This is a genomic window from Nakamurella lactea DSM 19367, from assembly GCF_000426645.1.
In the GTDB taxonomy this organism is placed as follows: domain Bacteria; phylum Actinomycetota; class Actinomycetes; order Mycobacteriales; family Nakamurellaceae; genus Nakamurella; species Nakamurella lactea.
Map to the genome: position 1 here is coordinate 125,591 of NZ_AUFT01000017.1, position 22,512 is coordinate 148,102.

At 69.4% G+C, this 22,512-nt stretch carries 11 protein-coding genes; 6 read left to right on the forward strand and 5 right to left on the reverse strand.

Annotation, left to right across the window (positions count from 1 at the left end):
• The first annotated feature begins 96 nt into the window (after nucleotides 1–96).
• Nucleotides 97–7,560, forward strand: a complete 7,464-nt coding sequence (locus tag K340_RS0116690; RefSeq protein ID WP_161632127.1) for a DUF5979 domain-containing protein — start codon at nucleotides 97–99, stop codon at nucleotides 7,558–7,560.
• A gap of 105 nt (nucleotides 7,561–7,665) precedes the next feature.
• On the opposite strand, the gene K340_RS34450 is transcribed toward K340_RS0116690, so the two are convergent.
• Nucleotides 7,666–8,310 (reverse strand): TetR/AcrR family transcriptional regulator, encoded by a 645-nt coding sequence (locus tag K340_RS34450; protein ID WP_051266610.1) that lies wholly within the window; start codon nucleotides 8,308–8,310, stop codon nucleotides 7,666–7,668.
• Nucleotides 8,311–8,381: 71 nt separating this feature from the next.
• Here K340_RS34450 and K340_RS30840 point away from each other — a divergent pair, with 71 nt between their 5' ends.
• Nucleotides 8,382–9,809, forward strand: coding sequence for a DHA2 family efflux MFS transporter permease subunit (locus K340_RS30840; protein ID WP_084614561.1), 1,428 nt, complete (start codon nucleotides 8,382–8,384; stop codon nucleotides 9,807–9,809).
• A 21-nt stretch (nucleotides 9,810–9,830) separates the two neighbouring features.
• On the opposite strand, the gene K340_RS0116705 is transcribed toward K340_RS30840, so the two are convergent.
• Nucleotides 9,831–10,739 (reverse strand): cobalt transporter, encoded by a 909-nt coding sequence (locus K340_RS0116705; protein WP_037365191.1) that lies wholly within the window; start codon nucleotides 10,737–10,739, stop codon nucleotides 9,831–9,833.
• Complete coding sequence (locus K340_RS0116710) at nucleotides 10,739–11,560, reverse strand: hypothetical protein (RefSeq protein WP_029137553.1); 822 nt, start codon at nucleotides 11,558–11,560, stop codon at nucleotides 10,739–10,741. Before K340_RS0116710 ends, K340_RS0116705 begins: the two co-directional genes overlap by 1 nt.
• A gap of 392 nt (nucleotides 11,561–11,952) precedes the next feature.
• Between K340_RS0116710 and K340_RS30845 the strand changes: the two genes are divergently transcribed.
• From K340_RS30845 to K340_RS30855, 4 genes are all read left to right on the forward strand, one after another.
• Nucleotides 11,953–16,422 (forward strand): LamG-like jellyroll fold domain-containing protein, encoded by a 4,470-nt coding sequence (locus K340_RS30845; protein WP_051266611.1) that lies wholly within the window; start codon nucleotides 11,953–11,955, stop codon nucleotides 16,420–16,422.
• Between the two features lie 129 nt (nucleotides 16,423–16,551).
• Nucleotides 16,552–17,640 carry a HoxN/HupN/NixA family nickel/cobalt transporter gene (locus K340_RS30850; protein ID WP_161632128.1) on the forward strand — a complete coding sequence of 363 codons (1,089 nt, stop codon included), beginning with the start codon at nucleotides 16,552–16,554 and terminating at the stop codon, nucleotides 17,638–17,640.
• Nucleotides 17,641–17,720: 80 nt separating this feature from the next.
• Nucleotides 17,721–18,356 (forward strand): hypothetical protein, encoded by a 636-nt coding sequence (locus K340_RS0116725; protein ID WP_029137554.1) that lies wholly within the window; start codon nucleotides 17,721–17,723, stop codon nucleotides 18,354–18,356.
• Nucleotides 18,353–18,694, forward strand: a complete 342-nt coding sequence (locus K340_RS30855; RefSeq protein ID WP_051266616.1) for a winged helix-turn-helix domain-containing protein — start codon at nucleotides 18,353–18,355, stop codon at nucleotides 18,692–18,694. The genes K340_RS0116725 and K340_RS30855 overlap by 4 nt, the downstream gene beginning before the upstream one ends.
• 48 nt (nucleotides 18,695–18,742) lie before the next feature.
• On the opposite strand, the gene K340_RS0116735 is transcribed toward K340_RS30855, so the two are convergent.
• Nucleotides 18,743–19,498 carry an SDR family oxidoreductase gene (locus K340_RS0116735; RefSeq protein ID WP_029137555.1) on the reverse strand — a complete coding sequence of 252 codons (756 nt, stop codon included), beginning with the start codon at nucleotides 19,496–19,498 and terminating at the stop codon, nucleotides 18,743–18,745.
• Between the two features lie 172 nt (nucleotides 19,499–19,670).
• A complete protein-coding gene (locus K340_RS0116740; protein ID WP_245599593.1) occupies nucleotides 19,671–22,496 on the reverse strand; it encodes an ATP-binding protein in 2,826 nt (941 codons plus the stop codon).
• Between the last annotated feature and the right edge of the window lie 16 nt (nucleotides 22,497–22,512).

Genomic DNA, 22,512 nt, shown 5'->3' on the forward strand with positions numbered 1-22,512 from the left:
CACACTCTGTGATCAAATGATCTTGGTCGCTATGTCCTTCTTAGTGCCGTTCCCATGTCCGCCGATACGTCCCAGTTGGGGCGCCGGGAGTTCTACATGCGTCACGCGCACAGGATCAATCGACCGACCCTCTGGCGCCGCCTCGGGGTGACAGCGGTCGCGATCGCGATCGGACTCGGCCTGCCGATGGCGGCAACGGTCCCGGCGTCGGCGGCCGATCCGACCGCGTCGATGACGATCAACAAGGCGTCCAGCGCCTCCGAGATCACCCCTGGTCAGCAGTTCAACTACACCATTCAAGTGCAGTGCACGGCGGGCACGGTGGCCGGTTGCCTGAACGCGGCGATCACCGACACGATGCCGGACGGCATCACCATCGTCGGCGATCCGACCGTTTCCGGTAACGGCGCGGGCGGCGGCAACGCCACCGTCACGCACGATGACACGAGCTTCACCGCGACCTTCACCGACAGCCTGGCCGGCGGCGTTCCCGGCTTCAGCGCGGGCGTGGTCATCACCATCACCGTCCCGGTCCGGCTCGATCCGGCCTATCCGCCGGAGCTCAGCGGCACCCCACTCGACAACACCGCACACATCACCGCCGACAACGCCAACCCCAAGGAGTCGACGGCCGAGGTCATCCCGAACGTCCCGCCGGTCCTCAACGCGGCCACCACCAAGGACATCACCCAGCCCGGCGCGGTGCCCGAACCGGGAACGCCCGCCGATGCGACGGTCACCGGAACGAACACGTCCAATGTGCCGGTCGACCGGCTGGTGATCAGCGATCCGGTGGACCCGACCGCCGATCCCAACCCCTTCGACTACCTCGCACTGACCGGCCTCGGCAACATCACCCTGCCGGACGGCGCCGAGGCGGTACGGGTGCGGGCGTTCGTGGGCGGCTCCTGGGTGGACGGTCCGCTCGGCCCGCCCGGAACGCTGCCGGCCGGGGTCGATCCGGCGGACGTCAAGGGCCTGCAGTTCGTCTTCATCAGCACCGCCGGCGCGGGCATCACCCCGGGTGCGGTGGCCGGCGTCGCGATGGACCTGGAGCAAACGCAGGCGGTCGTCGATGCGCCGAAGCCGCTGATCATCACCAACTCCGCCGACACCACCGTGACGCTGGATGACCAGAGCAAGACCTCGCCGCCGGCCTCCGACACCTACCGGATCCCGCCGTCCGACGTCAGCGTCGGGGCCTCCAAGTCGTTCGACCCGGACACCGTCAAGGCCGGGGACCCGAGCACCGTCACCCTCGGCGCGACGAACACCACCGACAACGAGCTGGACTCGCTGACCATCACGGAGCCGGGGACCGGCAGCACGAACCCGTTCACCGACGGCGGTCTGACCTTCACCGGCCTCGGCACCGACGGTGCCGGTGCCGGCATCGTCTGGCCGCGGGGCGCCACCGGCGCGACCATCACTTATCAATGTGGCGGAACGGCCGGCGCGCCTCAGCAGACGAGCACCGTCAACACCCTGCCGGCACCACCGGCCGGCTGCGACCCGGTGACCGGCTTCACCGTCACCTTCGACGGGCCGATCGCCCAGGGCGCCGAGGCGACCATCCCGTTCACCGTGCAGACGGACGAGGATCAGGCCGACGAGACCTACACCCGGTCGAACACGATCGACGTCACCGGGACCATCGGCTCGATCGAGGGCACCGCCAACGCCTCGGACGACATCACCTCCATCACCGACCGGCTCGCCATCGAGGTGAGCAAGAAGATCCACCCGGCGCAGATCCCGTCGCTGCCGGGCCAGATCGCCACCTCTGCGCTCAACGGCCACCTCAAGCCGTTCCCGGATTCGACGACGGACGCGCACCAGATCGTCGTGCAGGACCCGGATCCGATCGCCGGAGACGAGTGGTTCGCCGCGTTCCAGCCGCAGAGCGTCACCGCCACGGCCGTTCCCGCGGACTCCACGCTCACCGTCGAGTACTGGAACGGGACGCAATGGGTGAGCGTGCCGGGGATGACGAACATCGCCGGTCCGACGATCGTGAACCAGGAATTGCCGGATGCGGTCAAGGAGAACGCGCAGGGTCTGCGGTTCGTCTACACGTCGACCCTGCCGGAGCCGGAAGGTTTCGCGCCCGGCACCGCGGTCGCGCCGAACTTCGTCAGTTCGCTGCGGCCCGGCATGGCCAATTCCGATGCGACGATCACCAACTGCGCGGGCTCGTCGGCATCCAACGGCAGCATTACCGGCGCCGCCGATCCCACCGCCTGCGACGATGTCCAGCTGATTCCCATCGACCCGGGCACCATCGACCCGATCGACAAGAACTGGGACAAGGACCTGCTCAACGCCCGGTCCGGGCAGCAGTCGGGGATCACCATTTCCTGGTCGACGCAGGGCTACACCGGTCTGCAGAAGGGCACCATTGCCGACAGCGCGGATCCGGACACCACCGCGCTACCGGCCAGTGTCTACGACGTGTTCGATCTGGTCCGGCTGGATCCGATCACCACGGCGATGGACCCGGTGCTGACCTTCGACCAGATCACTGGGGTCGAGTTGTACCGGCTGCCGGCCGGATCCACCGACCCGGCTGCCGGCGCCTGGACCGATGCCACCAACGACCTGTGCCCGGCCGCATGCGACGGGACCTTCCCGGGTTTCAACCTGACCACCGCGGAACGTGCCGACACGATCGGCTTCCGGTTCACCTACGTGGAGAGCCCGACCAGGGTGCAGCGGATCAGCGGTCCCGGTGACCCGTCCGTCGGTACCGGCATCGCCGCCTCCTTCGGGAACAACCGGCGCCTGCACCCGGTCTTCCAACTGCGGGATGAGCTGCGCAGCAACAACAATGTGCCGATCACCGCCGATCGGGTCTACAACATCTCCGGTGAACAGGGCCAGATCCGCAACACCGTGCGGGCCACCGGTTGGTTCGACCCGGACACTGATCCGACGTTGACCGTGACCGACGCTGACGACATCGCGCTGATCGACGTTCCGGTGACCGTCAGCGCGAACAAGACCTGGTCCGGCGGCCCGCTCGGGCTGCCAGCAGCCGGGACACCGGCGGACCAGTTCCCGACCAGCCGGGTGACGATCAGCGGCAAGAACACCACCCCGGCCAAGGTCGATCGTCTGGTGATCACCGACCCGGTCGGCGGATCCACCCCGTTCGAATCCTTCAACCTCACCGGGTTCACCGCCATCACCGACCCGGGCAGCATCGGGGCAACGGGTCTGACGGTGGTACTCGTCGGAGGCAGCGTCTGCACCGAGGCCGCGCCCTGTACCAGGGCGCAGGCGCTGGCGCTCACCGAGGCGCAGCTGACCGAGGTCACCGGGATGACGCTGACCTACACCGGCCGGATCAACGCGGCCGCGACGGCGTCGGCGACCTTCGATGCCCGGCTGCGGCCGAGCTTGCGGACGGCCGAGACTCCCACCCAGACCGGCAGGGTCGCCAACGAGGTCGGCGTCGAAGCGGCCGATCTGGCGAACTACCCCGCTGTCGAGCCGAAGACCGCTGACGACGACGCCAGCGCCTCGATCGAGATCCAGCCGCAGGGGATCGGGGTCGAGGCGACCAAGAGCATCACTCCGGAATCGATCACCGAGCCGTCGAACGGTCCGGTGACGGTGACGCTGCAGGGCCAGCCGACCGGCCCGTCCCGCGCCGTCGAGATGACCCTGGTCGATCAGTCGCCGACCTTCTTCAATGCCTTTGACCTGCAAGCGTTGTCGCCGGTCGCCCTGACCGGGCCGATCAATCGGGTGAAGGTCGACGCCTACGTCGGCGGCACCTGGTCGATCGGCGGTGACGGCAAACCTGTTGTCAGCGGCGGCGAGTGGGTCCCCGGCAACACGGTCGCCGGGCCGGCCGTGACCCTGCCGGCCGGGGTGACCCCGGCCCAGGTCCAGGGCCTGCGGTACACCTTCTCCAAGGCGGACGGATCCAACTGGGAGAACCCGTCGCACCCGATCCAGAAGGTGGGGTTCACCGCGACCCGCCGCGACACCCTGCACACCGGTGGTCCGGTGAGCACCGACCTCGGCACGCCGGCGCCGGGTGAGACGGTGGCCGGTGCCACCAGCAACACCACCACGGCCGGCGTCACCAGCTCGGACCGGGACGTCAACAACGATCCGCTGACCGACACCGACGACGCCGCCGCGACGGTGGAATACCAGCACGGCCAGAACGCCGTCCAGGTCCGCAAGGGCCCGAACGGTGAGGTGAACCCTGGCCAGCCGTTCACCTACACGCTGACCATGAAGAACACCGGGGCGGTGGACATCACCAACCCCGTCATCACCGACGTCTTCCCGGCCGATGGCCAGGGACCGCAGGTGGTCTTCCCGGACGCGGGTGCGGTCTTCAGCTTCGCCATCGCCGGCGGGACCGGGATGCCGACCGACGCCGCCGAGGTCACGGTCGAGTCGTCGGCGACCGGGACGAAGTTCAGCTTCCCGGCGGGCAGCACCATTCCGATCGGTGCCACCTACACCATCAAGTTCCAGATGCAGACCCGACCAGGGCTTGCGGCAAACACCAAGTTCACCAACTCCTTCGGCATCGTCGGCGACCGCCCGTGGGATGCCTGCGACGGCACGCTCAACACGGCGAGCGGTGAGTGCCGGGCAACGGCGACGAACAACGTGTTGTCGGCCGGTGCGCTGTCGGTGACCAAGCAGGTCAAGGCCGAGGGCTCCGACGTCCTGGGCACCACCACCGATCCGGCCGTCGACTTCGACCAGCCCTGTGTCGCGGACAGCGACGGCTACTATTCCCGGCCCTGTGTGCCGGTCGCCGAGCCGGGTGGGGACGTCGATTGGCGACTGCACTTCGTCAACACCGGCAACCGGCCGATCGACCGGATCGTTGCGGTTGACCGGTTCCCGGTGCCCGGCGACACGCTGGCCACCGATCCCGACCTCAAGCGCGGCAGCCAGTGGCGGCCGCTGCTGGAGGGGCCGCGGCCGACGCTCAGCCAGGCCGGCCAGACGTTGAACATCTGGTACAGCACGGCAACCCTGCCGTGTACCAACGATCTCGGGACCGATTCGGTGAAGTGCCCGGACGGGTCCTGGACCGCGTGGCCGGCGGGGCAGGTGCTGCCGGTCGATCCGGACACCGTGACCGGGGTCAAGCTGGAGATCCTGCTCGACCCGATGCTCGCTCCGGCCGCCTCGATCGACGTGGAGCTGCAGATGGTGGCTCCGGCGTTCTCGCCCACCGCGGGCGCCGACACCATCACGTTCAACACCATCGGGATGTCCGGCCGCTGGGTCAACACCACCTCATCGGGCACCACCAAGGGCTACACCCTGACCACCGAACCGCCGCGGGTCGGCGCAGCACTGGCCACCGGCCCGCTGCAGATCGTCAAGGAGCTGGCCGGCGACGCCGCCGACCAGTACGCGCCGGATTCCTACACCGCCACGCTGGTCTGCACCTCGGTCGGCCAGGACGTTCCGCTGACCGACGCACAGAAGAACCTGACGTTGGTGCCGAACGAACCGGTGACCGTCACCGATCTGCCGTACCACTCGGCGTGCACGGTGACCGAGGGCGACCACGGCCAGACCTCGTGGTCGTCGACGACGGCGACCGTGCAGCGCGAGCTGACCGACGTCGAGACCGTGGTGCTCACCAACACCTACGAGTACGCGTCGCTGGCGGTCACCAAGACCGTTGACAGCGCGGCAGTGGATCAGGACGGCACGGCGATCTCGTACGGTCCGTTCACCGTCGACATCTCCTGCCAGTTCCTGGGCGGACCGGTGTACGGCGAAGGGTATTCGGCGGACACGCCGATGACGGCGGAGCTGACGGACGGGCAGACCGTCCGGTTCGACAAGCTGCCGGCCGGCGCCAGCTGCACCGTCACCGAGTCCGACGACAAGGGCGCGGCGGGCACCGAGATCGTGGCAACCATCGGCTCCGGCGACCCGGAGACGACGGACGGCGCGGAGGCGACGATCGAGCTTGCCCCGCAAAGCGGTGACGACGCGATCAATGCGGTCGCGATCACCAATCGGTTCGCCGCCGGCCCGGTGACGCTCACCAAGATCGTCACCGGCGATGTCGCCGACACCTATGGCGCCGGACCGTTCGCCCTGGCGATGAGCTGCGTCCTCGACGACGACTCCGGCTCGCGCACCGTCTGGGACGACACCGTTGTGCTCGGTGGTGGCCAGCCGCTGTCGAAGACCGTCGAGAACATCGCCACCGGCGCCGAATGCACCGTCACCGAGCCGGACGATGCCGGAGCCAGCACGGTGACGATCAGCCCGGATCAGCCGATCACCGTCGGCGACGGCGATCCGGTCACGGTCGAGGTCACGAACAGCTTCGATCCCGGAACGCTGCTGCTCACCAAGAAGGTGACCGGCGACGCAGCCTCCTACGCGCCGAAGACGTTCACCGCCGAGGTGACCTGCTTCGCCGACGACAAGGTGCTGCCAGGGTTCCCGAAGTCGGTCGCGGTCACCGCGGGCGAACAGACCGAGGTCGCAACTCTCGTCGGCGCAACGTGTTCGGCGATCGAGACGGAGACCGGCTCGGCCACCGGGGTCAGCTACGTCCCGGCCGCAGCCGGGGCTGACGGTTCCGCGGCTGTCGACATCACCGGGGACGATCCGGCCGAGATCGTCATCGACAACGAGTACCGGGCGGGCGGTGTCCGGGTCGTCAAGGACATTGCCGGTCCGGGTGCCGCCATCGGCGCCGGTCCGTACGGCTTCGCGGTGCAGTGTGCATTCAACGGCAACACCAAGGCCTATCAGGGCACGGTGACGCTCGAGCGGTCCGGCACGGCCACCACGCTGACGTCCGATCCGATCACGGGGCTGCCGGCCGGTGCGGTCTGCACCATCACCGAGACCGATTCCGGTGGCGCGGACGAGCTTCCGCCGCCGGTCACCGTGACCGTTCCGGACGTCGCTGACGGCGTCGCCCAGGTCGCCACCGCCGGCTTCGTGAACGTCTACTCGGCGGCGACCGTTCAGCTGACCAAGGAGCTCACCGGAACCGGAGCTGCGGCGGCGAAGAACAAGATCTTCACCGTCGCGGTGACCTGCCAGGTGCAGGCCTCGGACGGGCAGAGACTGGGCGTCTACTCCGGAAACGCCAGGCTGCGCGGCGGACAGACGGTGGTGGCGAAGGGAGCCGACGGCAAGCCGGTGCTGCTCCCGTTGGGCGCGCACTGCTTCGCCGAGGAGACCGACAACGGAGGCGCTACCGCGACCGCGGTCGATCACGATTCGTACGACAATGCCGTCGTGGTCGAACGCAGTGATCAGGTCGGTACGTTGGCCATCACGGTGACCAACACGTTCGACGCCCCGACCACCCCGGAGGCGACCACCGGGCCGTCGACCCCTGCGCCGCCGACGGGCACCTCCCCGGCCGGCCCGCCGACGGACCCACCCGGCCCGACGGATCCGGGCAGCGCGGCGCCGCTGCCCAACACCGGTGTGCCGGTGGGGCAGCTGCTGACCTACGCCGCGCTGTTGGTGGCCGGCGGCCTGGCACTGTTGGTGATGACCAGGCGGCGGCGCGGGCGGCACTCAGCCGGCTGACGCAAGAGGTTGCGGTTCTGGGTCAACCCGCCAGGACCGCGTCCGGGGATCCTCGGCCGCCGCGGTGTCCGGGGATCCTCGGCCGCCGCGGTGTCCGGGCCGGGACTACGGGGCGAGAGCCCGCAGGAACAACCTGATGGTGCGATCGACGATGGCCTTGCGGTCGGCCGCGGTGAACGTAGCGGTCCCGTAGCGGGAGGCGAGCTGGCCCTCGGACCCCGACAGCGCAATCATCTGGCCGGCCGTCTCGTCCGGATCCTCGACCCGCAGCAGTTGCGCGGCGTCGGCCGTGGCGAGGTAGGCGGCGAGCCGGGCTCGGGCGACCTGTGGGGCACCCTCGGTCCAGAACCAGCGCAGTTCACGGTGATGAGCGATCTCGCTGATCATCAGCCGACGCAGCGCGGACACCTTGGGAGACAATGCGATCTGCAGGTTCTTGTCCAGGAAGGCGGAGAGTTCGGCCCGAATCGCCGGCAGGTGGGATCCCGGCGTCTCGGGCAGCCGACCGAGCGCCGACTCGTCGCCCGATCGTGCCTCGGCGACCACCGCGCTGAACAGGGCCGCTTTGTCGGCGAAGTGGCCGTAGACGGTCTGCTTGGACACCCCGGCCCGCTTGGCGATGCCGTCCATGCTGGTCCGGGTGTAGCCGTCGGCCAGGAAGAGTTCGGCGGCGGCGCCCAGGATCGCCGTGTACTTGGCCTCCGAGCGCGGGCGGCCGGGACGGCGAACTGGCTCGGCGGTGGGCGACATGTCGGCAAGTCTAGGTCCGAACGTCCAAAATCTCTTGTTATCAAACTGGACCGTATGGTTTGATAATTGCCATGACCTCGGCTCCTGCCTCACCCCCTTCCACCGCGAAGTCAGCAGCACCGTCGCAAGCTCGGCGACCACCGATCGAGCGGCCGTTGTTGGTGCTGGCCGGTGTGCTCGCGCTCGGCGCGGTGATGTCGCTGCTGGACGCGACCATCGTCAGCGTCGGAATCGACGCGATCGGCAGCGGGCTGTCGATGTCGCTGGCGCAACTGCAATGGGTCTCGGCGGCCTACCTGCTGAGCCTGGCCGTGGTGATGCCGGTGGCGGGCTGGGCCAGCGACCGGTTCGGTGCCCGGCGGGTCTGGCTGACGGCGATCACCGTCTTCGTGGGCGCGTCGGTGCTGTGCGGCCTCGCCTGGTCCGGACCGGCGCTGATCGCCCTGCGGGTGCTGCAAGGCCTTGGCGGCGGACTGATCCAGCCGACCGGTCAGGCGCTGCTGATCCAGACCGCGGGCAAGGAGAAGGCGCCGCGGCTGTTCAGCATCATCGTCGTCCCGGTGACCTTGGCGCCCGCGCTCGGACCGGTGATCGGCGGGGTGATCCTGTCGGCGCTGGACTGGCGCTGGTTGTTCTGGATCAACCTGCCGATCGGCCTGATCACCCTGCTGATCGCCCGTCGGCTGCTGCCGAAGTCCCTGCCGCGGAAGGAGTCCCGGCTGGACCGGACCGGGCTTGCCTTGCTGCCGCTCGGCCTGGGCGCAGTGGTGTACGCGCTGTCGGAGGCCGGGACGGACGGATTCGGTGCAGTGCGGGTGGTGATCGCCCTGGTGGCCGGGGTTGCCTTGTTGGTCGGCTACACGGTGCACGCGGTGCGGCGTCCGGAGCGGGCGTTGATCGACCTGAAGCTGTTCGCCGACCGGAGTTTCCGGATGTCGACGATCATCGGCTTCGTGCTCGGGGCGGCGCTGTACAGCTCGATGTTCCTGCTGCCGCTGCTGTCGCTGCAGGTGTTGGGGGCCACGGTGATCGGCGCCGGGCTGTTCCTGATGCCGCAGGGGATCGGCACCGGGCTCGCGGCCGCGGTCAACAACCTGTTGCCGGCCGGCCTGCACTCCCGTTGGCGAGCATTGATCGGGGTGTGCGCGGTGATCGTCGGCACGGTGCCGCTGATCGGTCTGCAGGCCGGATCCGGCTGGCTGCTGCCAGCGCTCGGGTTGCTGCTCAGGGGCTTCGGCATGGGGCTGACGATGACGGCCCTGATGGCGTCCAGCTACGCGAACCTGCCGCATGCCTCGATACCGCGGGCGACCAGCGCCTACAACGTGCTGAACCGGGTCGGGGGTGCGCTCGGCACCGCCGTGCTGGCAACGGTTCTGACACACCAGCTGTCGACCGTCCTGCCGGCCGAGGCCTTCTCGGCGACCATGTGGTGGGCCACCGGCCTGGGCGTCATCGCGTTGATTCCCACCGCGTTGCTGCCCAAGATCCGGATGTGACCCGGCCGACGTAGCGCCGGCTCAGGCCGTGGACAACCCGGCAACGGCCACCGCGGTGATCACCACACCGACCACGGTGATGGCGGCGCCGCCGATGGCCGGCGCGACCCGGGTGGCCAATCGCAGGATGGGTCGGGACCGGGCACCGCGGGTGATCAGCGAGCTGCCACCCAGCGCCAGCAGCCCGACGCCGAGCAGCACGACGGCCATCCCCAGGCCGAAGGTGATCACCAGCAGCAGCGCGAACGCGGCGTGACCGGAGAAGAACCCGGTGATCAGCACCAGGAATGCCGTGGGGGACGGGATCAGACCGCCCGCCGCACCGAGGATCATCAGGCCGGGCCGCCCGAGCGTGGTAGTGCCATGACGGTCGTGGTCGTGGTCGTGGTCGTGGTCGTGGCTGTGGCTGTGGCTGTGGCCGTGGTCGTGGCTGTGGCTGTGGCCGTGGTCGTGGTCGTGGCTGTCGATCTGGCTGTGGCTGTGGTCGTGGTCGTGGCTGTGGCCGTGGCTGTGGCTGTCGATCTGGCTGTGGCTGTGGGTGATCCCGGCGTGGCTGTGCAAGCCGCCGCCGGGGGCGCCGCGCAGGTGCCGACGCAGCAGCCACACCCCGGTTCCCACCGTGAGCAGCCCGGCGGCGAGTTGCAGCACGGTGGTGAGCGTCGTCAGCCGGACCAGATCGGACAGCGAGTAGAAGGTCCAGCCGACGGCGATCACCAGCACCGACACGGTGTGCATCAGTGCCACCGAGCCGCTCAACCAGACGGCGTCCCGCGCTCGTCCCTTGTCGCCCACCAGGTAGGCGGCCGCCAGCGTCTTGCCGTGGCCGGGACCGACCGCGTGCGCCGCGCCCGCCAGCAGTGCGAACAGGAACGCGGCCGGGGCGAAGCCCGAAGCGTTCACCAGGCTCTGCAGCCGATCTGCGAGGTCCATCAGACCCGCCGCCTTCGGCCCCGTCGCCAGACCAGCGTGCCGGCCGCCAACACCAACAGGCCCGCGCCGACAGCGGCCAGTTGAACGGCTGCGCCATGGCCGAGATCGGTCGCAGCGGCGACCGGCGGCGGCTGCGCCGCGACAACGCCGGTGGCGACCGGGGTTTCGGACGGTGTTGTGCCGAGGCCACCGGCGGACGCGGGCGCCGGCGCCGCCCCGGCGGACGTCACCGCCCCGGCCGGGGTTGGTCGTCCGGCCTCGGCAGCGTCGAGAGTCCAGTCGTGCACTGTGGTTTCGCCGTCGTAGACGGCGCGCTGTCCATCAGGACCGGTCGCCAGCGTCCGGTAGGCCGGGTGCAGGTCGTTAAGCATGTCGATGCGCACCGCTGTGGCACCGAGCCGGCCTGGGCAGCGGAAGGTGACGGTAGTGCCTTCTTCGGTCAGCGCGCCGGCCGGACCCACCGTGCCGGTGCACGGCTCGCCCTGGTTGTTCACCGAGATGTGCTGCAGCAGATAGGTGTGGAAGACGGGGGAGGCCGCGACCAGGGCGGCGTCGCCGTCCTCGAACGCCACCGCACCGTCGAGGGTCACCCGGTCGGCAGACACCACCTTCAGAGCGACTGCCAGATAAGAGATGTCGTCCTTGGCCCCGAACTGCCAGCGTACCTGGACCGCATCGGCGCCGACCGCCTCGATGGTGGCGGTCTGCGGTGGACCGAACGGATGGGCCAAGGCCCGCGGGGCCGGGACGAGTAGGACGGGAACAGCCGCGAGCAGGGTGACGAGAACCGCGGATCGGAGCACGGCACGAGCCAGGGTCACGCAACACCTTCAGCGAATGGCAGGGACCGCACGGGATTCCGCAGGGCGCCGTCAGCGTCGGCGCCGAAGTCGACCGCAGATCGGCCGGCTGCCGACCACCGATCGTCGGGAAGGTGAACAGTCGGGGTACGCCGCCGTTGCAGGTGCGGCGGGCCGCCCGTACGCCGCCGACACCAAGTCTTCACCTGCGGGACAACCCGATGTCCGCCACCCAGGCGGCTGCGTTCACACCTGACTCACACAGTGCACACATCCCGCGGGCGTGGGGCCCGGCTGACGGCGCTCCTGGTCGACGTACGCACCCGACCAACGCCCGGATCGCGGCGGTGCCGCGAGACCGCGGGGATGGGCACCGATGTCGCCAGCAGACCATCAGCAGAAGGAGTCACGCAGTGACACATCGTTCGAAACCACCCACCAGAGGCCGACGGCGCGTCATCGCCGCGGCTCTGGCCCTGATCGTCACCGGAGTCGGTCTCCAGCCCGCTCTGGCGGCCGCCGCGGCACCCGCGCCGACGGTCACCCCGAAGGTCACCGCGGCCGCTCCGGCCGCCGGGGATCCGGCCGCAGATGTGCTGGACATCGGCTTCGCCGACGGCGTGGCGCACGACGCAGCCCAGAACATTGCGTCGAAGGCTTGGGGCGCACCGAGTTTCGATACCGACCAGAGTCTCCGCGCGGCCCCGACCGGCATCCTCCGGGTGGACGGGGTCGACGACGCGGTGTCCTTCGAGGTCGACCCGTGGAGCACCCTCGCCACCGGCTTCACCGTCGAATGTGTCTTCCGCGTCGATGCCGCGCTACCGGTGAGCGGGGAGCACGACCTGTGTTCGGACAAGGAGTCGGGCGGCTTCTCGATCTACCTCAACGGCAGCAACCTCGGCACCATGGCCCATATCGGCGGCGCCTACAAGAGCGTTACGACCCCGGTCAAGAGCGGCCGTTGGTACCACGCGCTATCGGTCTGGGACGGCAATGCGTTGACCCTGTACGTGAACGGGGCCGCGGCGGCCTCGACTCCCGCCGCCGGCGCCCTGCAGCCGCCGGCGGCCAGCTCGCGGCGCTTCGTCGTCGGCGGTGACGCGGCACCGGCGGGCGTCGGACAGCTCGCGCCGGCCTCCAGCTACGCGGCGGCGGCCGTCTACGGCAGTCCGGTCGACGCGGCCAGGGCCGGCGTGCTGGCAGATCGTTGGAACACCGCTCCGGCCACTCCGGCGGCCGACGTGCTGGATGTCGACTTTGCCGACGGCACCCCGGTCGACCGTGCGCAGAACCTCACCGTCACCACCTCGGGCGGCCCGCAGATCGGCAACGACAGCGCGCTGGGCACCAACGTCGGAACGTTCGACGGCGCCGACGACTCCTACGCGTACGCCTTCGGCGACCAGTGGAGCAAGATCAGCACCTCGGTGTCGATCGAGTGCACCTTCCGCTACAACGGGCCGCTGCCGGCCAGTGCGGAGAAAGACCTGTGCTCCTCCAAGGAGTCCGGTGGCTATTCGATCGTGATCTACGACGACGAGCTGACCTTCACCGCCTATGTCGGCGGCGGCTATCACGCGGTCGCCACCACGATCGTTCCGGGTCGCTGGTACCACGCGGTCGGCACCTGGGACGGCACCACCGAACGCCTCTTCGTCGACGGCGAGCTGGCCAAGGAGGCGCCACTGGCCGGCGCCCTGGGTTTGCCGTCCAGCCCGGCCCGCAACTTCTTCTTCGTGGGTGCGGACTCGCTGAACCAGTTCTACGCGCCGGCAACGATCCGCAACGCCCGGGTGTTCAGCACGGCGCTGACGGCGACCGAGATCGGCGCGTTGAACATCGCGGCGCTCGGCGAATACCGGGACGCGGGCGTCGAACTGGTCGGCACGGTCCCGGCGGGGGGCACCAACCTCACCTCACCGGTTGATTTCGCGGTCGACGTCACGAATCCGGGGAATGCGACGGGGTGGACGTACCTGTTGGACGACCAGGTCATCACCCCCGGTCAACGGATCGGCGCCGGTCTCAAGGCCGGCAAGCACCGCATCGTGATCACCGCCGCCGATGTCTTCGGTAAGGCGCTGCGCTGGGAGGTGCCGTTCAGCTCGGCGGCCATCCCGGTCGGCGGTGGCGTGGACACCGGACAGGGCCACGGCACGGTGACCCTGTCGGCGATCGCGACCGACCCCGACGGCGGGAAGGTCACCACCACCTTCGACCAGGCAACCGCCTCGGTCGCCGAAGGCGGATTCTCCGGCGTCGTTCCGGTGCTGCCGTCCGCGCTCGAGTTCACCTACACCGAAGGCGCAACCCTCACCGGCCGGCAGATCACCGACGGGGTGACGGCCACCAGCCCGTCGACCGGGCAGATCCCTTTCCAGCGCTTCGATGTGCAGGTTCCGGCGGACGGCGGTGAGCGGCAGCTGTCCTGGAGCGGCATCGTCGACCCCGAGCGGTCGGTCAGCCTGCGGGCCTGGAACCCGACGGCCGCGCAGTGGGTGGAACTCGCGACGGCCAGGGGCGCCGCCGAGGGCGACACCACCCTGGTCGCCACGGTGCGTCCGGCATTGGTCGACGGAACAGCCGTGCACGTGCTGATCACCGGTGAAGACCCCTTTGCCGACGACATCTCGGCGCGGGACGCCAGCGCGGGCGAGGCCGTCAGCCGGGATCATTTCGACGACCCGGACGACTACGACTTCTCGTTGGTGCACTTCACCGACACCCAGTACATCTCCGAGGGTGCGGCCGGCGGAACCTACGACGACTGGGACGGCGTCACCGAGACGTCTGACGTCGAACTCGCCGAGGAGCAGGCAGTCTGGGCGCAGGCTTACCACGCCAGCACGAAGTGGATCGCCGACAACGCCGCCGACAAGAAGATCGCCTACACCGCGCACACCGGCGACGTGATCGAGAACGACATCTCCGATCCCAGCACCCGTCCCGGCCTGAACGCCCAGGTCGACAAGGAGTTGGCGTTCGCCTCCATCGCGCAGCAAACGCTGGACGATTCCGGCATGGTCAACCAGGTCATCGCCGGCAACCACGACAACCAGAGCGGCAACGAGACCGGATCGGCCTCGCGGTTCAGCCAGACGTTCAGCGCGAACCGGTACTACGACGGCTCGCAGAAATGGCCGGCACAGGAGCACGCCTCCTACCATGCTTGGGACGAAACCACTGATGCCAATGGCACAACCGTCACCCGCGGCAAGGACAACCAGAACAACTACGTGCTGTTCTCGGCCGGCGGGCTGGACTTCGTGGCCGTCGGTCTGTCCTACGGCGTGACCGCGGACGAGGCGACCTGGGCGACATCGATCTTCCAGCGCTACCACGACCGCAACGGCATCCTGATCACCCACGCCTACCTGGCACCGTCGAACAATGCGGACGGCCGCGGCGCCGGCTTCTCCACCGACGGTTCCCGGCTCTACGACCAGGTCGTGGCGGCCAACCCGAATGTGTTCCTGGTGCTGGCGGGCCACGAACACGGTGTCGGTACCAACCTGAAGTCCGATGTCGGGGTCACGGTCTCGCACAACGTCGTCGAGCTGCTCGCGGACTACCAGTTCTACACGGTGTCGGCGGCAGAGCTGTTCCCCGACAAGCTGACCAGCAATGGGGACGTCGATCTCAACGGTGACGGCGTCGCCGATCACCGTGGCACCGACCAGCTCCAGTTCGGCGCGAGCTTCCTGCGTCTGCTGCAGTTCGACGTCGCTCGCTCCGAGATGAGCGTTGACACCTACTCGCCGCTGCTGGACAACTTCGGCGCCACCGAGTACGACACCAAGAAGCGCTACAACGGTGCCGAGGACAACATGGTGCTGCCGGTCGATCTGACCTCCCGCACCACCAGCTTCGCCACCGACGGGCTGACCGTGGTGAGCCCGACCGACACGGTGATCGGCGAGGCGACCGCCCGTTCCGGTTGGCCGGCCTCGGTCAGCTGGTCCGGGCTGACGCAGGGGCAGGTCTACGCCTGGACGTCGACCAGCCGCACCGGCAGCGGCGACCTGGTCGGATCCATCAACCAGGTCGGCGGGGTGTTCGTCGCCACCGCGGCCGGCACCGACACCGTCGCGCCGGTGCTCACGGTGCCGGCACAGACGAGTGTGTCGGTGGGTGACACCTTCGATCCGCTCGCCGGGGTGACGGCGGTCGACAACACCGACGGCGATGTGACCGGTGCGATCTCCGTGGTCGGCTCGGTCGACACCCGGACACCGGGTTCCTACCCGTTGACCTACCTGGTGGCCGACACGAACGGAAACCAAGCGGTCGCACCGCGGGTGGTGACCGTGACGGCGCCGACCGAGCCGGAGCTGAAGGCATCATCGGTGAAGGTCCGCAACATCGCGGCCACCTTCGGCAAGGACGTGAAGCTGACGGCCACGGTCGTCCCGGCAGCGGCCACCGGCACCGTCGCTTTCCTGACGGGCGAGGAAACCTGGTGCCAGGCCACCATTTCCAGGGGCGTCGCGTCCTGCGTCGTGCGGGCCCTGCCGTCGCCCGGGCAGAGTTACTCCGTCACTGCCTTCTACTCGGGTGACGACACCTACCGCGCGTCCGACGCGTCGTTCGTGCTGAGCGTGGCCAAGGGCAGCTTCATCCGCGCGCCGAAGCCGAAGATCTCCGGTCCGGCGAAGGTCGGATCCACGCTCACCGCGAGGGTGGGGAAGTGGAAGCCGGCGGCCGCCTTCTCCTACCAGTGGTATGCCGGTGCGGCCAAGCTCGCCGGGGCGACGAAGTCGACGTACCGGGTCGCCGGCACCGATCGCGGCAAGGCGCTGTCGGTGGTGGTGACCGGCCACGCTGCCGGCTACACCGACACGTCGGTCAGATCCGATCGCACCCCGATCATCCGCAGGTAGTCACCGGCCGGTGTCGCCCCGAACGGGTGGGGGCGACACCGGCCGCTGAACCACTCGCCCGCCCCAGCCTTCCCTGGTAGAAAGAGGCGACATGTCTGTTCGGAACGCGACTTCGGCGCCGGTATGCCGATGAGCCGGCAGCTACCGCCCCGGCCGGCCCTCGGCCTGTCGGGCGGTTCCGTTGCGGCCGGCGAGTCCAGACCGTTCCGGGTCCGGCTCGGGTTCACCTTCGCGGTGATCGCGGCGATTCATCTGGTGGCGCTCGGGTTGTTGTTCGGAAACGCCTTCGGTACCGGCGCCGGCGCGGTGACCTTGAGCGCGGCGTTGTTCGCCTACGGCCGCGGCGCGATGCATTCGATGGACTTCGACCATGTCAGCATGATCGACAACTCCACCCGAAAGTTCGTCGCGGAGGGTCGCAGGCCCGCCTCGGTCGGGCTGGCCTTCTCAGCCGGTCACAGCACGGTGGTGCTGGCGATGGGCATCCTGGTGGTGTCCGGGTCAGGGCTGGTGAGCACCCTGCTGGACGAGAACAGCGTGACGGCAAGGATATTGGGCATCGTCGGGCTGTCGGTGTCCGGGCTGTATCTGTTGCTGGTGGCGGTCAACAACTCGGTGACGTTCTGGGCGGCGTGGACACTGCGCCGCGGTCTCAGGGCCGATCCCGAGTTCCCGGTGCCGGCGGACGCGTTCACGCCGCGGGGACCCGCGGCGCGGCTGATGGCCGCTCCGTTGCGCCGGGTGCGGCACCCGCGACACATCTACGGACTGGGTTTCCTGTTCGGGTTGGGTTTCGACACCGCCTCCACCATCGGCTTGGTGATGGTGACCGGGGCGGCCGGGATTGCCGGCGCGCCGCCGTTGGCGCTGTTGTCGCTGCCGTTGTTGTTCGCGGCGGCGATGACGTTGGGCGACACCATCAACGGTCTGATGATGCTGAAGATGTACCAGTCCGCGGACGCCGACCCGCTGCGCAAGATCAACTACAACCTGGTGGTCACCGGGATCAGTGTGCTGTCCGCACTGACTGTCGGTGTACTGGCCGCCGCCAGCCTGCTGGCCGATGAGGCCGGGGTGGGTGGTGGTCTGCTCACCGCGATGGCCGGCGTCGACACCGAGTATTTCGGCTACATCCTGGCCGGCATCTTCGCGGTGATCGGGACCGTCGCGGCCCTGCGCTGGCGCAGCCGCCGAGCCGACCGAGGCGCTACCAGGTGAGCAACTGAGCCCGCAGCGCCGGGCGAGGGTGATCTGGAGCGTGGTTGACGTCTCTCGGTTGGCGATGCAAACTGATTGGCATGAGCGACGTGCTGAACGATGCTGAGTTCGCCCGCAGCCGGCTGCGGGCCGATCGGCCGAGCCCGGCGATCCCGCTGTTACTACTGGCCGCAGTGGTGATCGGTGGCATCGCAATGACGTTCATCCAAGCCGGCCCGACAAGCTTCTACTTCGCGGACCCGGCCCGCCTGACGTATTGGGTCGTCGCCAGTCTGGCGGCCTATCTGGTGATGATCCTGATCGCCCGTCGCCAAGGACACCGACGGGGAATTTGGGTCGATCGGAGCCCGCTGGCGTTGGCTGGTGCGGCAGCGCTGCTGGTCGCTGTCGTGATCGTGATGAGTTGGCTGGCCCCAGGTGATCTGCTGATCCGCGGGAACGTGCCGGTCCTGGCGCTCGCGGTGGGTGTGTTGGTGTGGGCGATGCTGGAGAACCGGCCGGGCCTGTGGATCCTGTCTACCGCACTGGTGCCTCTTGCTCTGCTGGCGAACCTGTACAACATGGAGAACATCCTGTACCGGATGGGCGTGCCGTCGTTTGCGTACGCCGAACAGATCGCGAACCTGGGCGCGGTCGCAGTGGTGCTGCTGGTCGGGGCCGGCGCGTTCGCAGTTGCCCACCGGGTGGCGACGCGGCGGTTGCGACGGATCGCATGAGTCATCCCGCTGCAGCGCTGGACGACGTGGTGCATCAACGGTTCCGGCTCGGGATCCTGGCGATTCTCGCCGGCGGGGACCGGGTGGAATTCAGCTACCTCAGGGAAGCACTCGCCTTGTCCGCCGGAAACCTCTCCCGCCATCTGACGACCTTGGTCCAGGCCCAACTGATCTTGGTGGAGAAGGGCTACCAGGGCAGTCGACCGCGCACCTGGGTCAGCATCACGAAGGCCGGTCGACGGGCCTATCGAAACGAAATGACGGTACTGAGGTCCCTGCTGGCGCTTCAGGATGCGGTGCCCGGCCAGGATCTCGACGAGGACCTCCCACCGGGCTGATCAGCCCGGTGCTCGAACGCCGCACCGGAAGCCGGCGATCCCTGACCGCTACTTCTGCTTCGGGTTGGCGGCCAGCCACTCGGCGAAGGTGGTGGCACCGAGGTGGGCGTCCGGGCCGGCGGTGATCGAGCCGTCGGTGAGCTCGGTGCCGAAGTAGCGGGCGTGCTCGTCGCCCACCACCGTCCGCGGGTCGTGGTCGGCGGCGAGGACCTCGCGGATCAGCGTGTCGAAACCGATCTTCGCGGGCCCGGCGATCTCGTAGGAGCCGTTGATCGGGTCCGCCAGCGCGGCCTCGGTGACGGCGGCCGCCACGTCGACGGCGGCGATCGGCTGCAGGGCGGCGGTCGGCACCAGTACGGTGTCGCCGTCGGTGCCGGCATCGGCGATCGAGCGCAGGAACTCGAAGAACTGGGTCGACCGGACGATCGTGTAGGGCTGGCCGGCTTGCTCGATCACCTGCTCCTGGGCAATCTTCGCCCGCATGTACCCGCTGTCCGGCACCCGTTCGGCGCCGACGATGGTGAGCGCGACATGGTGCCCGACACCGGCCTCGACCTCCGCCGTGAGCAGATTCCGGCCCGCGGTCCGGAAGAAGTCCAGCACCGCGTCATCCTCGAACGATGGTGAGTTCGCCAGGTCGACGACCACGTCGGCGCCGGCCAGCGCGGCGCCGAGACCCTCACCCGTGTAGGTGTTGACGCCGCTGTTCGGTGAGGCGGCCACCGCCTGGTGCCCGCGGGCGGTCAGGTTCGCCACCACCTTGCTGCCGATCAGCCCGGTGCCGCCGATCACGATGATCTTCATGGACTTTCGCCTTCCGTCGGTGCCGCGGTCGCCTGCTGCGTCTGCGGTCGATGCCGATACTGCCGGTCGCCGGCCACGCTCGAATCTGTGGAACACCCCAGTCGCCAGCACCGGACGGCGACTCGGGTGTGGTGGGGATCCCGGTGACCTGGGGCCCGTTGCCCTGGCCCCGTCAGCCCAGTGTGCGCCGGAGCTCGCGGCGTGAGCCGATGCCGAGCTTGGGAAACACCTTGTGCAGGTGGTACTCGACCGTCCGAGCACTGATGAACAGTCGGGCCCCGATCTCCGGATTGGTCAGCCCGTCGGCGGCCAACCGGGCGATCTGCGCCTCCTGCGGAGTCAGCAACTGTCGGGTGTCGTCGTGCCGCCGCCGCGCCGTCTCGCCGGTCGCCAGTAGTTCGCGACGGGCGCGCTCGGCGAAGGCAAGCGCGCCGAAGCCGTCGAACAACTCGATGGCAGTTGTCAGCTGCCGCCGGGCGTCCAGCCGCCGGTTCTCCCTGCGCAGCCATTCGCCGTACACCAACTGTGCCCTGGCCATGTGTAGCGCGACGCCCGCCACCTCGAGGCGGGAAATTGCTTCCTGGTAAAGGGTTTCGGCCGCCCGGTCGGTGCTGAGCAGGGCGCGCGAACGGGCCAGCAGCCCCAGCGCCCAGTCGCTGCCACCGGCTTGACACCGCTGTGCGAGCTGGTCCAGTGCACCGGCGGCGGCCGCCGGCCGTCCGGAGCGCACCGCTGCCTCGATCACCTCGATCAGGGATGGGGCGTAGGTTGCCAGCCCGTCATGGGCGGCCGCTTGCTCGGCGGCGGCGAGTGCCTCCTCGTATCGGGCGAGACCGTTGAACAGCACCGCACGGGCGCAACCGAGCATGCTCAGGGCGAGCCCCTGGCCGCTGTCGGCTGCGGTCCGTTCGGCGGCCGCCAGCATCGGCAGCGCAACTGCCTCGTCGCCACGATAGGCGGCCAGCAGCGGCGTGGTGTAGAACAGCGGCGCGGTGCCGGTGGCGACGCTGATCGCCCCGGCCTCGTCCATCAGGGCTGACGCCGCCTCGAACTCGCCGGCGTGCAGATGCACGCCGGCCCGATAGCTCGCCGCGATCGGCAGCACGCTGAGCGAGCCGGTCTCGCGGGCGACGCGGACGCCGCGGGCGGACAGCTCGTCCCAGGTCTGACGATCGAACAGATCCGAAGCGATCCGACTGGCCAGCCACAACCAGCGGTTGACCTCGGTGGCGGTGTCGTCGGCCAGTCGGAACGACTCGAGCGCCGCCCGCAGAGCGGGGACGGCCGCCGGCAGTCCGTCGGTGAACACGGTCGCGAGTCCGCGCACCAGGCCGTCGATCGGCGACGCGGCGTCCGCCGCCGGCGGCATCTCGGTGGGTGACGGCATCTCGGTGGGCGCCGGTGTCGCGGTGCTGGGCCGGTCGACGAGCGCGGCGGCCGCCACTGCCGGCAGGGCCCGGGCGTCCCCCTGATCGCCGGCGAAGATGGCCGCGGCGAAGGCTTCCAGGTAGGTCTCGCGGGTCAGGGCGGTGTCGAAGCGTGCCAGCCGGGTAGCCGCGGCCAGCAGCAGCGGCAGGGCATCGCTGCCGCGGCGGAGCAGGAATGCGACCTGCGCCCCGAGCAGGCCCAGCTGCGCCCGCTGATACGGCTCGAGCGGGCACAGCCTCGCGGTGGCGAGCAACTCGGACGCCGCATCCGGTGCGGCCGCATCCAGCTGTGCCCGGGCGGCGGCGAGGGCTCGAGCCCCCCGGCGGGCGGGGTCCGGTGTCAGCTCGGTGGCACGCTGCAGGAACGCAGCGGCCGCCGCGGCGCCGCCACGCTGACGGGCTCGATCGGCCGAATGTTCCAGTTGGGCGGCAACGGGTTCGTCCAACCCGGCCGCGGCATGCGCCAGGTGCCAGGCCAGCCTGTCCGGATCATCGACGGTGACGGCCGCGAGGGTCCGGTGGGCCTGTCGGCGCTCATCGGGCTCGGCCGTTCGGTACACCGCCGAGCGCACCAGGGGATGGCGGAACCGAACTCTGACGCCGAACTCGACCAGCCCCGCCGCCTCGGCCGGCGCCGCATCCGACGGTCCGAGGTCGAGCCGGCCGATCGCGCGCCAGAGCAGCGTGACATCGCCCATCGGCTCGGCGGCGGCCACCAGCAGCAGCCGGCGGGTGCCCGCGGGCAGCTGCCGAACCCGTTGCGCGAACATGCCTTCGAGATGCCCGGCCAACGCTCCGGCGTCCGGCAACCCGAAACCGCCGGCCAGTTCGGGAGGCGTCATCCCGCGCGGAAGTTCCAGCAGGGCGAGGGGATTGCCGCGGGTCTCGGCGACGATGCGATCGGCCACCCGTTCGTCCAGCCGGCCGGGGACAACGGCCGCCAGCAACAATCGGGCGTCTTGGTCCGGGATGCCGCCGATGGAAAGTTCGGGCAGGCCGCCGAGCTCGGCCGCCCCACCCTCGCCGCGCAGCGCGAACACCATCACGACGGGCTCGTTGCCCAACCGCCGGGCGACGAACGCCAGCGCCTGCAGCGAGGCATGGTCGAGCCACTGGGCGTCATCGATCAGGCAGACCAGGCCGGACGGGCCGGCGGCCTGCGACACCAGGCCGAGCGCCGCGAGCGCGACCAGGAAGGGGTCCGGTGTGGCACCGGGTTGCAGCCCGAACGCGACTCGCAGCGCATCGCGTTGTGGCACAGGAAGTTCGCCCAGGTCCTGGAGCAGCGGCGCGCACAGCTGGTGCAGGCCGGCGTAGGCGAGCTCCATTTCGGCCTGCACGCCGACCGCCCGGACCAACCGACGGTCGGTTGCTCGTTCGGCGAGGTGATCGAGCAGGGCGCTCTTACCGATACCTGCCTCGCCGCGCAACACCAGCACGGAGCTCTGCCCGCGGGTCAGATCGTGCAACAGACCGTCGAGTGCGGCGCACTCCTGCTGCCGGCCGCGCAGCAGCGGGCTCCACAGGGGATGCCGCCGCGCGGCGGGTCGCGGTGAGAGTTGCTCTGCCAAGACTACTTACCTCCCG

Excerpts from the sequence above, each read along its gene's own strand:
- K340_RS30840 (WP_084614561.1), top strand. The coding sequence starts at position 8,382 with ATGACCTCGGCTCCTGCCTCACCCCCTTCCACCGCGAAGTCAGCAGCA.
- K340_RS0116735 (WP_029137555.1), bottom strand. The coding sequence starts at position 19,498 with ATGAAGATCATCGTGATCGGCGGCACCGGGCTGATCGGCAGCAAGGTG.
- K340_RS30855 (WP_051266616.1), top strand. The coding sequence starts at position 18,353 with ATGAGTCATCCCGCTGCAGCGCTGGACGACGTGGTGCATCAACGGTTC.
- K340_RS0116725 (WP_029137554.1), top strand. The coding sequence starts at position 17,721 with ATGAGCGACGTGCTGAACGATGCTGAGTTCGCCCGCAGCCGGCTGCGG.
- K340_RS30850 (WP_161632128.1), top strand. The coding sequence starts at position 16,552 with ATGAGCCGGCAGCTACCGCCCCGGCCGGCCCTCGGCCTGTCGGGCGGT.
- K340_RS34450 (WP_051266610.1), bottom strand. The coding sequence starts at position 8,310 with ATGTCGCCCACCGCCGAGCCAGTTCGCCGTCCCGGCCGCCCGCGCTCG.
- K340_RS0116690 (WP_161632127.1), top strand. The coding sequence starts at position 97 with ATGCGTCACGCGCACAGGATCAATCGACCGACCCTCTGGCGCCGCCTC.
- K340_RS0116705 (WP_037365191.1), bottom strand. The coding sequence starts at position 10,739 with ATGGACCTCGCAGATCGGCTGCAGAGCCTGGTGAACGCTTCGGGCTTC.